General features: G+C 69.8%; 12 protein-coding genes and 1 pseudogene. 6 read left to right on the plus strand and 7 right to left on the minus strand.

The annotated features are described in order from the left end of the window. Positions 1-2 precede the first annotated feature (2 nt). Positions 3-737, minus strand: a complete 735-nt coding sequence (locus OG505_RS04490) for an SDR family NAD(P)-dependent oxidoreductase (protein ID WP_405431191.1) — start codon at positions 735-737, stop codon at positions 3-5. 222 nt (positions 738-959) lie between these two features. On the opposite strand from OG505_RS04490, the gene OG505_RS04495 reads away from it, so the two are divergent. Beyond that, positions 960-1,871: a LysR substrate-binding domain-containing protein gene (locus tag OG505_RS04495; protein ID WP_405431193.1), complete on the plus strand. Its 912-nt coding sequence runs from the start codon at positions 960-962 to the stop codon at positions 1,869-1,871. 202 nt (positions 1,872-2,073) lie between these two features. After that, positions 2,074-2,490, plus strand: coding sequence for an aminoacyl-tRNA deacylase (locus OG505_RS04500; protein ID WP_405434384.1), 417 nt, complete (start codon positions 2,074-2,076; stop codon positions 2,488-2,490). 226 nt (positions 2,491-2,716) lie between these two features. Here the strand turns inward: OG505_RS04500 and OG505_RS04505 are convergent, their stop codons facing one another. The 3 genes and pseudogenes from OG505_RS04505 to OG505_RS04515 form a co-directional block, all read right to left on the minus strand. Beyond that, positions 2,717-3,307 (minus strand): transposase, encoded by a 591-nt coding sequence (locus OG505_RS04505; protein ID WP_405434385.1) that lies wholly within the window; start codon positions 3,305-3,307, stop codon positions 2,717-2,719. Positions 3,308-3,326: 19 nt separating this feature from the next. Further along, positions 3,327-4,031 (minus strand): annotated as a pseudogene (locus OG505_RS04510) (ISL3 family transposase); the annotation flags it as partial. 371 nt (positions 4,032-4,402) lie between these two features. Continuing rightward, positions 4,403-5,227, minus strand: coding sequence for a glycosyltransferase family 8 protein (locus OG505_RS04515; protein WP_405431195.1), 825 nt, complete (start codon positions 5,225-5,227; stop codon positions 4,403-4,405). A 144-nt stretch (positions 5,228-5,371) separates the two neighbouring features. Here OG505_RS04515 and OG505_RS04520 point away from each other — a divergent pair, with 144 nt between their 5' ends. The 4 genes from OG505_RS04520 to OG505_RS04535 are packed head-to-tail and all read left to right on the plus strand — an operon-like array spanning position 5,372 to position 10,744. Further along, entirely contained in the window at positions 5,372-6,271 is a 900-nt protein-coding gene (locus OG505_RS04520) for a glycosyltransferase (protein WP_405431197.1), read from the plus strand. Then, positions 6,271-7,215 carry an aldo/keto reductase gene (locus OG505_RS04525; RefSeq protein WP_405434387.1) on the plus strand — a complete coding sequence of 315 codons (945 nt, stop codon included), beginning with the start codon at positions 6,271-6,273 and terminating at the stop codon, positions 7,213-7,215. The genes OG505_RS04520 and OG505_RS04525 overlap by 1 nt, the downstream gene beginning before the upstream one ends. Continuing rightward, entirely contained in the window at positions 7,212-8,954 is a 1,743-nt protein-coding gene (locus OG505_RS04530; protein WP_405431199.1) for an ABC transporter ATP-binding protein, read from the plus strand. The genes OG505_RS04525 and OG505_RS04530 overlap by 4 nt, the downstream gene beginning before the upstream one ends. Next, on the plus strand, positions 8,951-10,744 hold the full coding sequence (locus OG505_RS04535) for an ABC transporter ATP-binding protein (RefSeq protein ID WP_405431201.1): 1,794 nt from the start codon (positions 8,951-8,953) through the stop codon (positions 10,742-10,744). Before OG505_RS04530 ends, OG505_RS04535 begins: the two co-directional genes overlap by 4 nt. Here OG505_RS04535 and OG505_RS04540 read toward each other — a convergent pair whose 3' ends face one another. The 3 genes from OG505_RS04540 to OG505_RS04550 are packed head-to-tail and all read right to left on the minus strand — an operon-like array spanning position 10,745 to position 14,598. Continuing rightward, positions 10,745-11,947, minus strand: coding sequence for a glycosyltransferase family 2 protein (locus tag OG505_RS04540; RefSeq protein ID WP_405431202.1), 1,203 nt, complete (start codon positions 11,945-11,947; stop codon positions 10,745-10,747). A gap of 42 nt (positions 11,948-11,989) precedes the next feature. After that, entirely contained in the window at positions 11,990-12,955 is a 966-nt protein-coding gene (locus tag OG505_RS04545) for an NAD-dependent epimerase/dehydratase family protein (protein ID WP_405431204.1), read from the minus strand. A 23-nt stretch (positions 12,956-12,978) separates the two neighbouring features. Next, on the minus strand, positions 12,979-14,598 hold the full coding sequence (locus tag OG505_RS04550) for a GMC oxidoreductase (protein WP_405431206.1): 1,620 nt from the start codon (positions 14,596-14,598) through the stop codon (positions 12,979-12,981). Positions 14,599-14,604 lie beyond the last annotated feature (6 nt).

The following is a 14,604-nucleotide window of genomic DNA, read 5'->3' on the forward strand; positions in this document are numbered from 1 at the left end:
GTTCAGATAGCGGTGGTGCCGCCGTCGGCGACCAGTTCCAGACCGTTGACGTAGCTGGAGTCGTCGGAGGCGAGGAACAGGGCGATGCTGGCTATCTCTTCGGGACGGCCCATCGTTCCGCGGGGGATGAGGGACTCGAATGCGGCCCTCGTCGCCTCGTCGAACAGCTCTTCCTGCTTGGCGGTGCCGACCTGGCCGGGGGTCAGGACGTTCACCCGGATCTTGCGGTCGCGCAGCTCGTTGAGCCAGACACGGGCCCAGGCCTGCTGGACGGCTTTGCTTCCCGCGTAGAGGCTCCAGCCGGGGAAGGCGCCGAGGGACGCGTTGGAACCGGTCATGAGGATCGAGCCGTGGTCGTTGATCAGTGGCAGGGCCTTCTGCACGGTGAACAGGGTTCCGCGTGCGTTGAGCGAGAAGGAGCGTTCGAACTGTTCCTCGGTGATCTCGCCGAGGACACCAGGTTCGCCGAACCCGGCGCTGGCCCACAGCACGTCGATCGAGCCCTTTTCCCGCTTGACGGTGTCGTACAAGCGCTCCAGGTCGTCCAGGTCGGACGCGTCACCCTGGACGGCGGTCACGTTGCGGCCGATCAGCTTGACGGCGTCGTCCAGCGCTTCCTGCCGCCGCGCCTGGATGAAGACATACGCTCCTTCCTCGACGAACAGCTTGGCCCCGGCCAGCGCCAGGCCGGTGGATCCACCGGTGATCACCGCGACCTTGCCATCGAGCTTTCCCACGGTCACTCCTTTGAATTGATGGGTTTCCGAAACGGGAACGGAAGAGGCCCAATTATTGATGTGCTCATCCTGGTTTCAGGCCTGCCATCAAATGCCGATCCCGAATTCTTGTACCGATTTCTCGCGGCTGTCATGAACGATGCCATTGGCCGGAACGGGTGTCCAAGACCTGTTTCAGCCGTGGTGATACCCTCGAGGCATTGCCGGACCTGGAGGGCCCCCATGGATCTGGACCTGCGCAAGCTGCGCTACTTCGTCGCCGTCGCCAACAGGCTGCACTTCGGCCGCGCCGCCGACGATCTGCACATCGCGCAGCCGGCGCTTAGCCGGCAGATCCGCGCGCTCGAACAGGATCTCGGCGCCTCCCTGTTCACCAGGGACAGCCACGGCGTCACGCTGACCGACGCGGGCCGACAACTCCTGGACGACGCCGGTCCGCTGCTCGCCTCCGCGCACGCGGTCCGGCGCCGGGTGTCCGCGACCGCCCGTGGCGGCCAGCGGCTGGTGATCGGTTTTCGGGCCGGCATCCCGGTCATTCCCGCGGCGCGGGAGTTCGGTGGCCGCCATCCGGACGTGGTCGTGGACGTGCAGCGCATGGAATGGGACGACCAGGCCCCGATGCTGCTCGACGGCCGCGTCGACGTCGGCTATGTACGGCTGCCCATCGACGAGACCGGCCTGCGCCTGACTCCCCTCTACACCGAGCCGCTCATGGTGGCGCTGCCCGTCGATCACCGGTTGGCCGGCAAGGAGGAGGTCACCGAGGCCGACCTGGCCGGTGAGCCGCTGATCTGGCATGCCGAGGCGAGCACGCAGCCCACCAGGCGCCCGCACCCCGACTCCGGGCTCCGGGTGCGCGGGGTGGAGGAGAAGCTCGAGCACGTCGCGGCCGGCCGCGGCATCTCGTTCGTGGGGCGTTCGGAGACCGTGTTCTACTCACGGCCGGACATCAGCTACGTGCCCGTCTCGGGCTTGGCGCCCGACCAGGTATTCATCGCGATGGCGGCGTCACGCACCTCGCCGATGGCCGACGACTTCTTCGCCGCGGCTCAGGCGACGGCTGAGATCACTGCAGAATGCGGGAACTACGAGATGTGGCAGATTGTGACCGACGCCGCTTCAAAGCGCGGTTGAGCAGCTCGGCTGACATCAGGTTCCTCACTCGACCGGTTGCTTTGTGCTCTGGAGGCCTGCGGGCTATTGTGACCGCCGTGCGGAGGGTCACATTCCTGCGTGCTCAAGCCCGAGAGGTGGAGAATGAGCGACGCAGATCGTGTGATGGACGGCGCGGAGCGGTTCGAGGCGGACGCGGTCGCGCGCGGATCTCGACGTTGAGATCGTCGAGCATCCGGAGGCGCAGAGTCTCGCAGAGGTAGCCGAGCTGCTCAGCGTCGAGCCGGGCGACATCGTGAAGTCGCTCGTCGTGAAGCGGCACGACGGAAGCTTCTTGTTCGCACTGATCCCCGGCGGCCGCAAGATCTCGTGGCCGAAGCTCCGCGCGGCGGTGGGCGTCAACAAGCTGCGGATGTCCGACGACGGAGTGGCCCTCGACGCGACGGGCTACCGGAGCGGCGTCACGCCGATCGGGTCGACCACGGCCTGGCCGGTCGTCGCCGACGAGCGAATAGTCGGCCGCCGTATCGCCGTGGGCGCGGGGACCGGCGGGCGCGTCGCCTTCGTCGACGCGGACGCCCTGGTCGCCGCCTACGGCGCGACTGTCACCGACATCAGCGCTGAGGAATCGCCTCGCTGACCTCCGCGCCCGGTCCTCGGATTCCGCTACGTTCCTTCAGAAGGTCTGAGTTGGCTTCCACCATCACTGACCCGGCTATGAGGACTCCGAGCACTGCGGCGAGCATCACGACCATCACTGACTCTGTGCGCATCCTGCCGTGGTGAACACCCTGGCGATGGCAACCGGGGAAGGGACTGTACAAATAACGGCTCTGTCTCACTTTCGGTGGTGACGGAGGGTGCTGCTATCCGAGGAGGATGCGGTGGCGAAGCAGGGTGAAGCCCGCTCGTCCGTGCATTTGACGTGCGATCCGTTTGGTCTTGGTGTTGACGCCTTCGGTGGGGCCGTTGCTGTGGGGAAGCGTGAGCGCGGCGTTCACGGCGTCGCGGTCGCGTTCCAGGCCGCGGGTGAAGGCGTGCAGATGAGGTAGGTCGGCCGCGCGGACCTGAACGATCCAGAGCGAGAGCCGGTCGGTGTTTCCCGGCTGAGGCGTCAGGAGTTCGGCGAAGCGCCCGACTGTGGCGGCCAGTTGGGTCATCTCTGGGCAGGCTGCGGTGAGCCGTGCCAGTAGATTGCGATGCTCGGGCTTGAGGTTGTCGGGCCGGCTGAGGATCATCCGGGCGAGCCGGCGTGGGGAGATGTGGCTGCGGTCGGCGTCCGCGCGGCCTTGGTTGATGTACTTGTGTAGGAGGTTGAGGCAGCCGGTGAAGCCGAGTGCCTTGATCTCTTCGAAGAGGTGTTTGACGCCGACGCCTGGGTCCTCGGCTCGGCGTTTGCGCAGGTGTTCGCGGTAGGGGTCGACGAGGCTGGCACGGTATTTGGGGACGCGGAGCATCCGCTCGGGCCGGTCGGCTCTCGCGTAGCGCTTGACGGTGTTCAGGGCCAACTGCAGACGGCGAGCGCACTCCAGCAGGCCCACCCCCTGGTCGAGGAGGCCGTGGACCTGGTGCCAGCGTTGCAGGGTCGTCTGCGCATAGGTTGTGCCATAGGTGCCACCTGTCCGCGACCTGCACCGCGTTGGGCAGAGCGCGGCGGATGGCCTCGGCGTAGGTAGCCGAGCCGCACACGACCTCGACGCCGGGATGCTCGCGCAGCCACGCCTCGAGGGTATCGGCGGTGCGGTCGGGCAGTACCTCGATCCGCTCATGGGTCTCGGCGTCGATCACCACGGTGGCATAGCGGTGCCGTCGGCGCAGAGCAAAATCGTCGACGCCGATCACACGGGGCGTCCGCCCGGTGGGCAACGGGATGCGCAGCAGGGCGCGCAGGGCTGTGTGGCGGGACAGGCCCATGGCCAGTATCGCCAGCAAACGCGATCCTGCCCGGCCCGCTAACTCCTTGACCACGGCTTTGACCTGCCTGTTCAACCGGGCCGTGCGGCGTTGGTATCGCTCCAGCACCCCGGGAACCTGTTCGCGGAAGGTGTGGCGGCAGCCGCGCGTGGGGCACACCAGACGCCGCACCCGCACGCGGACTACCACCCGGCGCCCGTCGACCGGAGTATCGGCCACCGTCCGCCAGTGATAGCCGTGGACCCGTCTCGACGAGGCCCCGCACATCGGGCAGACCGCGGTGTCCTGCGGCGTCCGGGCCCGCACCACGATCCGCTCGCCCTCGTCGACCACGTCCTCGATGACCAGCGGGGACAACCCCGAGAACACCACCTGTATGAGCTTGTTGACAACCTCCACATAGGAAGCAACGAACCCCACCACCCCCCGTCACCACCGAATGTGAGACAGGGCCTCGCTAACGGCACCTCTCTTGTCAAGCCGCCGGCAGCAAAGAGGTCTCCGTTAGATCCACAGACCCTTTGATTGGTCGACGGTGCGTCTGTGCAGGTCAGCGACGAAGTTCGACGATCAATGACAAGCTGTAGAACGTGACGTTCGGTAAGCGCAGGGGTTCAAAACCCTGCAGCTCCACACAGTCATGCCCTGACGACATCGGCGGCGTAGTGCTCGTACAAGTTCCGCAACGGATTGTCGGGGAACTCGTCGTGCCACGGCTTGACCGCGCCGACGTAATGCACGATGCCCTCGCGCCGGGTTAGCTCATCCATCCGGCCCGCCCCGAACTTGCCCAGCACGGGGTGCTCGATCATCTTGTTCCACTTCTCCGGCAGCGGTGTCCAGCGGCCCGCGCAGATGTGGTTGAGGATGTCCTGGTCAGCGTGGGTGGTGTCCGCGCCGTAGCGGCGGTGCATCTCGATCGCCCGCTCGCTGATCCGGTCGGCGCGCCAGCGCTGCATGTCCATGAGGAGGACGCCGGAGTTGAAGTGCCCGGGCGGCACGGCACCGGTCTGGATCTGCCGGGCGCCCTCGTCGGTGATTACCAGGGAACGGTTCGGCGCGAAACCGTTGAGCACCGCACCGAGCGCGTTGCCGCCCAGGTCAACTGTGTACAGAGTGGTGAGGTCCTCCAGTACGAGCAGGTCGGCGTCGAGGTAGAGCAGGCGTGACACGTCGGGCGGAATGACCTCGGCGACGTGCAGCCGGGCGACGGCCGCGTCGGAATACCAGAGGCTCGGGCCGTGCAGCCCCAGCCGGTCGGAGATGCGGTGGAACCGCAGGTGCCCGGAGCGGCCCAGGAGATCGCTGAGCTCGGCCCGGCGCTCCGTGCTCAGGTCGCAGTCGATGACGTGGAAGACCAGCCGCGTGTGGGCGTCCCGCAGCTCGGCACGGGCCGAGTGGGCCAGGACCGCGGCGCCCGGGACGTAGTGGTCGTCGATGGCCAGCATGATGTGGATGTCCATGGCACCCCCGTAGGTGTAGGTGTCGTCAACCCTCAGCGAACCACGCGTCAGAGACCTTGGCAACTTCTGGCAACAGTGGACAAACGCGTTGCCACATCTGTGTTACGGTGAAAATCCGATCGCATGCGACGTTGAGAGGCGGCGATGAATATCACTCCGGCGTGCAGCGTCATCATCCCCACCTACAACCGGGCGGCCCTGCTGCGGCGCAGCCTGGAAGCATTGACGGCGCAGGACATCGGCACCGACGCGTTCGAGGTGCTGGTCGTCGACGACGGCTCCGACGACGGCACCGCGGACGTGATGGCCGAGTTCACCGACCGACTGCAGGTGCGGTATTTCTTTCAGCCGGACGAGGGATTCCGGGTCTCGGCCGCGCGCAACATGGGCATCCGCCACGCCGTGTCCGACGTGACCGTGATGGTCGACTGCGGGGTGCTGTTGCACTCCGGTTGTCTGCGGGCGCACCTGCGCAGGCACGATAACGAGCAGCCTGCGGCGGTGATCGGTTATGTGTACTGCTTCAACCTCAGCAACGAGGACGCCGAGCGGATGCGGCAGACGCTCGACTTCGACGACGTCGACGCGACTATCGCCCGGCTGCGGCGCGAGGGCCGGTGGCTCGACCTGCGCGAGGAGTTCTACGCCCGGCACCCCGGCCCGCTGCGTGACCTGCCCGCGCCGTGGTCGCTCTATTGGACGTGCAACGTGTCGGCGCGCACCTCGCAGCTGCGCCGGGTCGGCGGGTTCGACGAGGCGTTCACCACGTGGGGCGCCGAGGACATCGACCTGTCCTACCGGTTGCACCGCGACGGCGCGGTGTTCGTGCTCGACCGCGACGCCGGGGCGATCCACTACCCGCACGCGAAAGACTGGTCGCACAACAGTCAGCTCGCCGCGCGCAACCGGCGCTACGTGGCTGAGAAGTACGACACCCCGGTCACCCGGTTGCTCGCGGTGGAGCCGATGATCAGCCTCTTCGAGATCAACGAGATCCTCATCGCCGGCGCGCACGATGCGACCCGGACGGAGGCCCGAGCATGATGGAGTTCCGCCGCCTCGGCGAGTCCGGGCTGAGGGTGTCGGTGGTCGGCCTGGGGTGCAACACTTTCGGCCGCATGATCGAGCTCGACCAGGCGTGTGCGGTGGTCGACGCCGCCTTGGACGCGGGCATCAACTTTTTCGACACCGCCGACATCTACGGCCTCGAACGGGGCGCGTCGGAGCCCATGCTCGGCGCCGCGCTCAAGGGCCGGCGGGACGACGTCGTGGTAGCCACGAAGTTCGGCATGGACATGGATGGGGTCAACGGGCCCGACTTCAGCGCCCGCGGGTCCCGCCGCTACATCGCCCGCGCGGTCGAGGCGTCGCTGCGCCGGCTCGACACCGACTACATCGACCTCTACCAGATGCACGAGCCCGACCCGGGCACCCCAATCGAGGAGACGCTGGCCGCGCTGGACGACCTGGTCCGGGCCGGCAAGGTGCGGTATGTCGGCAACTCCAACTTCGCTGGTTGGCAGATCGCCGACGCCGCCTGGCTGGCGAGGACGCGCGGGTTCACGCCGTTCATCAGCGCGCAGAACAGATACAGCGTGCTGTCCCGCACCGCCGAGGCCGAGGTGATCCCGGCATGTGAGCGGTTCGGTCTCAGCCTGCTGCCCTACTTCCCGCTCGAGAGCGGGCTGCTCACCGGGAAATACCGGCGCGGCCAGGCGGCGCCGGACGGCAGCCGGATGACCACCGACCGATACCAGCCGTGGCTCGCTTCCGCGCCGTGGGACGCCATCGAGAAGATTGAGGCGTACGCACGCGAGCGCGGCCGTTCGATGCTCGATGTCGCAATCGGTGGGCTGCTGGCCCGGCCGGCGGTTGCCTCGGTGATCGCCGGTGCCACGACGCCGGAGCAGGTGCGCGCGAATGTCGCGGCCGCATCCTGGCGGCTCACGGCCGACGATCTCACGGCGCTCGCGGCGATCGGCCGGTGACCGGCACGTCCGCCGGCGCGCGCGGGCGCGCCCTGGTGGTTCGCAGCCTCCTGCCCGGCCGCCGGCTGGGCTTCGCGCTGGTCGTGTCGGTGCTCGCGACCACGGTGCTGCCGGTGCTGGCGCCGCAGTTCACGCTGCGGTTCGTCGACGACGCGATGACGGGCGCGAGCACCGGGCACCTGGTGCTCGTCGCGGTCGGATATCTGAGTCTCGCGATCGCCGCCCTGGCGGCGAGGACGGTGACCGGCTGGCTCGCCAACGGGCTCGCCTGGGACGGCACCAACCGGCTGCGTGAGCGCCTGGCGGAGCACGCGCTCGCGCTCGACCTCGGATACCACGGCAAGCATCCGCCCGGCGAGTTGATCGAACGGGTTGACGGCGACGTGGCGGCCGTGGCCGACTTCGCTGTGGCGTTCCTGCTGGACGTGGTGGTGAACGTCCTGCTGCTCGCCGCCATCGTGGTCGGGGTGTTCCTCGTGGACGTGCGGCTCGGCGCGGTGCTGACCGGATACTGCCTAGTCGTGTTCCTGGCGATGGCCCGCGGGCAGCGCTGGGCCGTGCCGTCAGCGACCCGGTCGCGGGCGGCGAGCGCAGCACTGTACGGCGAGTTGGAGGAGTCGCTCGCCGGTGCCGAGGATCTCCGGGCGAACGGCGCGGGGGAGCATATGCTCAGCCGGTTCCACCGCACGAGCGCCGCCTGGTACCACGCGGAGTACCGGGCCGCGCGGATCGGCGTGGCGGTGATGGCCGGCGTGTCGGTGGCGTTCGCCGGTGGGACGGCCGTGGTGCTCGGCTCGGCCGCGTGGCTGCTGAACGCCGGTGCGCTGACCGTCGGCACCGCCGTGCTGCTGCTGCAATACACTCTGCTGCTGCGGGCGCCCTTCGAACGGCTGATCGACCAGCTGCGGGCCTACCAGGGGGCGCTGGCCAGCGTCGCCCGGGTCGCCGACCTGCTCGGCCACCAGCCGGTGCTGCCCCAGCCGGTCCACCCGCGGCAGCTACCGGCCACCGGCCCGCTGTCGGCACGGCTGGACCGGGTGTCGTTCACCTACCCTGGTGGCGACCGACCGTCGCTGTTCGATGTGGATATCGAGTTGGCGCCGGGCGAGTCGCTCGGACTGGTCGGGCGGACCGGCAGCGGCAAGACGACGATCGCGCGGCTGCTGCTGCGGATGTACGACCCGGACGCGGGGGCGGTGTGCCTCGGCGGGCTCGACCTGCGGGACGTCGACAGCGCGTCGCTGCGCCGGCGGGCCGGCATGGTGACGCAGGACGTCCAGCTCTTCTCCACCAGCATCCGCGACAACCTGACGCTGTTCCGGCCGGACACCGACGACGACCGGCTACGCGCGGTGCTGCACGAGGTGGGTCTCGGCGAGTGGTTCGCCGCGCAGCCCGAGGGGCTGGACTCCGCGCTGCGCGGGGTGTCGGCCGGGGAGGCGCAGCTGCTGGCGTTCGCCCGCACCCTGCTCAGCGACCCTGGCATCGTGGTGCTCGATGAGCCGTCCAGCCGGCTCGATCTGGCGACGGAGCGCCGGGTGGAGGAGTGCATCGATCGGCTGCTGGCGGGGCGTACCGGCGTTGTCATCGCCCACCGGCTGTCGGTGCTGTCCCGGATGGACAAGATCGCGGTGGTCTCCGGTGGTCGGATCGTGGAGTTCGGCTACCGCACAGACCTCCTCGCCGACTCGCGCAGCCGGTTCGTCGGCCTGCTCAACCTCACCGGAGCCGCCCGATGAACGACATGGTGCGGGTAGTCGCCCGGCTGATCCGGTTCGACCTGCGGCGGTATGTCCTCGGCGCGCTGTTCTGGCTCCCGGTGAGCGTCCTGCCGCTGGCCGGGGGCGTACTCCTGAAGTGGATCTTTGATCGGATCAGCGGCGGGCAGCCCGTCGACCTGAGCGCCGTGTGGTGGCTGTGTGCGGCGTTCGTCGGCGCGGAGCTGGTGCGCGGGCTGACGATGCTCATCGCCTGGGCCTACGGCGTCTACTGGTGGGACGCCGCCGCGTCGGTGCTCCGCAGCAACGCGCTCCGGTCCATCTTCACCGCGCCCGGGCCGGCCGCCGACCGGTTACCCGACTCGTCCGGTGAGTCGCTCGCCCGGCTGCGCTCGGACGTGGCGAGCCTGGTCGACTTCGCGGACGAGTTCATCCGGCTGGCCGGTGCGGTGCTGTTCACCGTCGGCGCCCTCGTCATCACGGTGCGCATCGACTGGAGGATCAGCCTGATGCTGGTCCTGCCGATGGTGGCCGTGGCCGTCCTGAGCACGTTCGCCGCGCGGACGGTGAAGCGGCTGCATACGCGGGCGCAGATAGGCGGGGCCACCGTCACCGCGTACATCGGCGAGATGTTCAGCGGGATCCTGACCATCAAGACGGCCGGCGCCGATTCGCACGTGCTGGCCCGGCTGCGCCAGCACAACGCGACGCGGCGGCGGGCAGCGGTCCGCGATCGGCTCGCCACCGACCTGCTCGACGCCGGCACCGGTGCCAGCGTCGAGATCGGCATCGGCCTGGTGCTGCTGCTCGCCGCCTCTGCCATGCGCGGCGGTGCCTTCACGGTTGGCGACCTGGCCCTGTTCACCACGTACGTCAGCGGCCTGACCGCCCTGCCGCGGAGCATCGGCGCGATGCTGTTCCAGGTGCCGCAGGCGGTCGTGGCGACGGAACGGCTCAACCGGCTGCTCGCCGCCAGCGAGACACCCACCGACCTGGTGCGCGACACCAGACTGTGGTTCGGCGACACCCCGGCGCCCGACGCGCGGCCGGTGACGACGCACGACGATCCGCTGACCGTGCTGGAGGTGTGTGGCCTGACGGCCCACCACGACGGTGGGACCCGTGGGGTGCACGACGTGGACCTGCGACTCGAACGCGGCTCGATCACCGTCCTCACCGGTGCGGTCGGCTCCGGCAAGACGACGCTGATCCGGGCGATGCTCGGGCTGGTCCCGGCCCAGGCCGGCACGATCCGGTGGAACGGCCGGCCGGTCGCCGACCCGGGCACGTTCCTGGTGCCGCCGCGCGTGGCGTACGCCGGTCAGCGCCCGCGCTTGTATTCCGCGACGCTGCGGGAGAACGTGTTGCTCGGTTGGCCGGGTGAAACTGTCGACCGGGCGCTGCACCTCGCCGCGCTCGACGAGGACGTGACCGCGATGCCCGAGGGTCTGGAGACCTTCGTCGGGCCGCGCGGGGTCCGGTTGTCCGGCGGGCAGATACAGCGCGCCACGGCAGCGCGGGCCCTCGTCCGCGCACCCGATCTGCTGGTGCTGGACGACCTGTCGTCGGCACTGGACGGCGAGACCGAGGCACTCTTCTGGGACCGGGTGACCCGGGCCGCGCGCGAGGGGCGCGGCCCGGGCACGCTGCTGGTCGCGTCACACCGGCGGGAGGCGCTGGAGCGAGCCGACCAGGTGGTGGTGCTCGACCAGGGGCGGGTGGTGGGTCGGGGGCGGCTCGGGGACGTGCTGCGCGACTGCGATGAGATGCGCCGCCTGTGGGCCGAGGAGCTCGAAACCACCGGGGACTGATCAACCGGCGTGCTGGAGTGCGGGCTCGGCGGAAACATCGACATCTGACGCGTGGGCCGCCACCCGCGTGGCCTCCTTTCGGATGGCCTCGCGATAGCGCGGGCTCAGGCCGGTCACCGCGGCGAGTACCCGTACCTCGTCGACGGACCGGTCCGGGTAGGGCAGGGCGAACCCGGTGAGCGGCAGGATCTCCGGCCGGCTGCCCCGGTCGAAGAGCGCCGCCACGTCCGGTTCAGCCGCCTGGGTGCGGGGGTCGACGAGGGCGCCGACGACGACCGTGTCGCGGCCGCCCACCGGACCGCGAAGTACTGACGGTCGCCGGCCCCCATGACGGCACGCGGCCAGTTCGCGCTCCACCTCGGCGTAACACTCGTCCGCGCCGATCCAGCCGAAGGCGAGCGCCAACTCCAGGTCCAACCGAGGCCACTTGGCCAGGTAATACCGGTTGTTGGTCCACGCCGCCACCTCGTTGACGGCCAGGTCGCGCGGGTGCGGCAGGTGCAGACCGAACACCGGGGCGGCGTGCACGATGGGGATGTGGGCGCGGGAGATCCGGAAGCCCCACTCCTGGTCCTCGGGTCCCCAGCCGCGGAAGTTCTCGTCGAAGTAGAGGTCGTGCTGCTCGACCAGGCGGCGTGGGATGGCCGTCAGACCGGTGGCGACGAACGCCCACGGGAACCTCATGAGCGCCGACGCGTACCGGTCGGTCCACCGGTAGTCCCACGGCCCGCCGTCGGCGGCCAGGTCGGCCAGCACCGCACGGTAATGGTCCCACGGCAGCACCTTGGCACTCCTGCTGTGCTCATTCATCGCCGCCTCGTAGCCGACCACCTGCCCGATCACGCACAGGTTCTGGCCATGGGCGAAGTACCGGTCGTAGGTGTTGCGGAGGGAGTCCGGCGGCAGCGCGATGTCCGCGTCGAGGGTCATCACCACCTCACCCGACGCGTGCCGGATCGCCAGGTTGCGGGCGCGGGCCACGTTCCACTCCCCAGTCGTCATCACCGAGACGACGGTGAGGCGGTCGGTGAACTCGCGGCATAGTTCCACGTACTCCGTGGAGTACTCCATGGCACCGACGACGACCTCGAACTCCGCCTGATCCATGGTCTGCTCGGCCAGCGCGGCGAGGACCACCCGTAGGGTGCGCTCGCGGCCTTTGAACGGGACAACGATGCTGAACTTGAGACGATCGGTGTGCATCTGCTCCTGCCTTCGGTCGGTCCGGCCGGTTGTCTGCGGAGGTCAGACGGTGGCGTGGGCATCGAGAGTCGCGGTGAACCACTTGGCCGCCTTGGCCAGTAGTCGTTCGGGTCCGTTCGGGCTGGCGAAGCCGAGACACTTCGCGGCGCGGGTGGGGTCGAAGCGGTACATCGCGCCGGTCAGCTCCGCGCCGTTGGCCGGGTCGGGCCACTCGTCGCGCACCGTCAAGCCGCGGTCGCGGGCGAGGCCGGCGAACAGTTCAGCCAACTCGCGGAAGCGGACGTATTCCGGATCGGCGAGCATCGCGACGGTGCCGCGCGCCTCGGCGCGGAAGAGGTTTGCCGCAATCGTCTCCGCCACGTCGTCGACGTGCACGAAGCTCACCCCGGCGTGGGCGAAGCGGGCATCCGCCGGGCGCAGCACCAGGGTCGTGCCGTCCGGCGTGAGGTGGCAGAAGCCGGTGCCGAGCAGTTCCCGCAACCACGGTGCGCCGTCGGCGAGCCGGTCGGGGACGACGATCGGCAGGCGGTACACGACCGGTGGGGTCGTGCACGCCGCCCGGGCGGTCCGCTCCCAGGCGGCCTTCATCGCGCCGTACGCCGTCGTGGGGTTGGGCGGGCTGTCATCGTCGAGCAGCGGCGGCGGATCCGGTGCGTCGCCGAAGACCGCCTGGCTGGAGGCGAAATGCAGCTCGGCCCGGTTGGCGTTCACCGCCGCGATGACGGCGTGCAGGGCCGGGTAGTCGTAGCGGCATAGGTCGGCGAGATCGTGCGAGGAGCGCGCGAGGTGGACGACCGCGGCGCTGCCCTCGCACGCCTCGGTCAGCGCGGCCGGATCGGCGATCGATCCGGCCACGACGGCCTGGGCGCCGACCACGGTACGGGCCCGCTCCGGTGTCCGGGCCAGGCCCCGATACGGGACACCGCGGCGCGTCAGCACCTCGCACAGCGACCGGCCGATGAGCCCGGTGACGCCGGTGATCGTGACCTGTCCGACAGTGCCGGTCATGCCGTCCACCTCGTCCACCACGGTCACCACACGCCGTCGCGGAGCAGCCCGGCGGCGTGCCGGCCGGCACGCGCCGAAAGTGCCATGATCGTGAGGGTGGGGTTCTGCCAGCCGCCGCCAGGGAAGCAGGCGCCGTCGGTGACGAACACGTTCGGGCAGTCCCAGCACGCGTTGTTCGCGTCGACCACGGAGGTCGCCGGGTCGGCGCCCATCCGCGCCGTACCCATGTCGTGGACGTTCAGCCCGGGCACCGTCAGTGCGTCGGCGACCCCGGTGAGGCGCAGACCGGCTGCCTCGGCCGCGCGGGCGACCGCCGCACGCATCGCGGTGTACAGGCGGTCCTCGTGTGGTCCGTACGCGCACTCGATGACCGGCGTGCGCACGCCCCAGCGGTCGGTGCGGCCGTCGAGTCGGACCCGGTTGTGCCGGTACGGGAGCATCTCGCCCTGCGCGTCGATGCTCCCGACGGGTACGCCGTCAGTGGTGAGCCGTTGCAGCGTCACCCATAGACCGAACGGCCGGACGTCGCCTGTGGTGGGCGCGGGCGGGACCATGAGACCACGCTGCCGCGCGGACCACTCGTACCCATCGGCGGGTGGGTGCCCGTCGAGCACGCCCGAGGCCGCCAACACCGGATGGTCCATGAGTCCGCGGCCGACCCAGTCGCTGGTGTTGCCGAGCCCGTCGGGGTGGCGCGGGCCGCGCGAGTTGAGCATCAGCCGGGCGGTCTCGACAGTGCCCGCGCAGAGGAAGACGATCCGCGCGGTGACGTGGTGTCGGGCGCCGGTTGTCGTGTCGACGTAGCGGACGCCGGTGGCCCGGCCGCTGTCCTGGTCGATCGTCACGTCGGTGGCGACGGCGTTCGGCCGCAGCTCCAACCGGCCGGTGCGCTCGGCCGCGGCCAGCGCGTTGGCCTGCATCGTGAATCGCGGCCAGCCCTCCCGCCCGCTCTCGTCGGGGATGAAGCGCACCGGGACCGGGTGGGTGCCAGGTGGCCGGTACGCCTCCCGAAAATCCTTCTCCGCGGGGGTCAGCGCGGGCGGCTCGTGCCGGAACCGGCTGTCGGGTAGCTGGGGGAGGCCCTCGCGGCTGCCGGTCGGGCACAGCACGTCCTCGACGAGCGCGTAGTAGGGCGCGAGGGTCTCGTATCGCACCGGCCATGCCAACGTGCAGCCGTCGAGCGGCGCGGCGTCCAGCTCGTAGCGCGACAGGCGAAGCGCGGTGCCGCCCCAGGTCAGTGACCGGCCGCCGATCTGCATCCCGCGGATCCAGTGGTACGGCTGGTCGTCGGGCGTCCGGTACGGGTGTTCGTCGTCGTCGACAAACAGGTGCGGGCCGCGCGGGCCGAATCCCGGGTGAACCCGTTGCACGTGCTGCCCCGGGTTGCCGACCGGGGTGGGAAGGGTCGCCGGCAGTGCACCGTCCAGGCGTGGCGCGGCACAGCCCGGTCCGAGGGTCGGCTCGTCGGCCGGCTCGTCGGAACTGGACGGGAAGCGCCGCGGGACGTCGCGTGCCGCGCGGGGCGGGCCGGCCTCCAGCACGAGGGTCTGCCAGCCGGCCTCGGTCAGTTCCTTGGCCGCCCACGACCCGGCGAAGCCCGAGCCGACGACCAGAACGTCAGGGCTGCGCACGCTACTCGACATCCCGTC

This window comes from Micromonospora sp. NBC_00617 (assembly GCF_045161355.1).
GTDB lineage: Bacteria > Actinomycetota > Actinomycetes > Mycobacteriales > Micromonosporaceae > Micromonospora.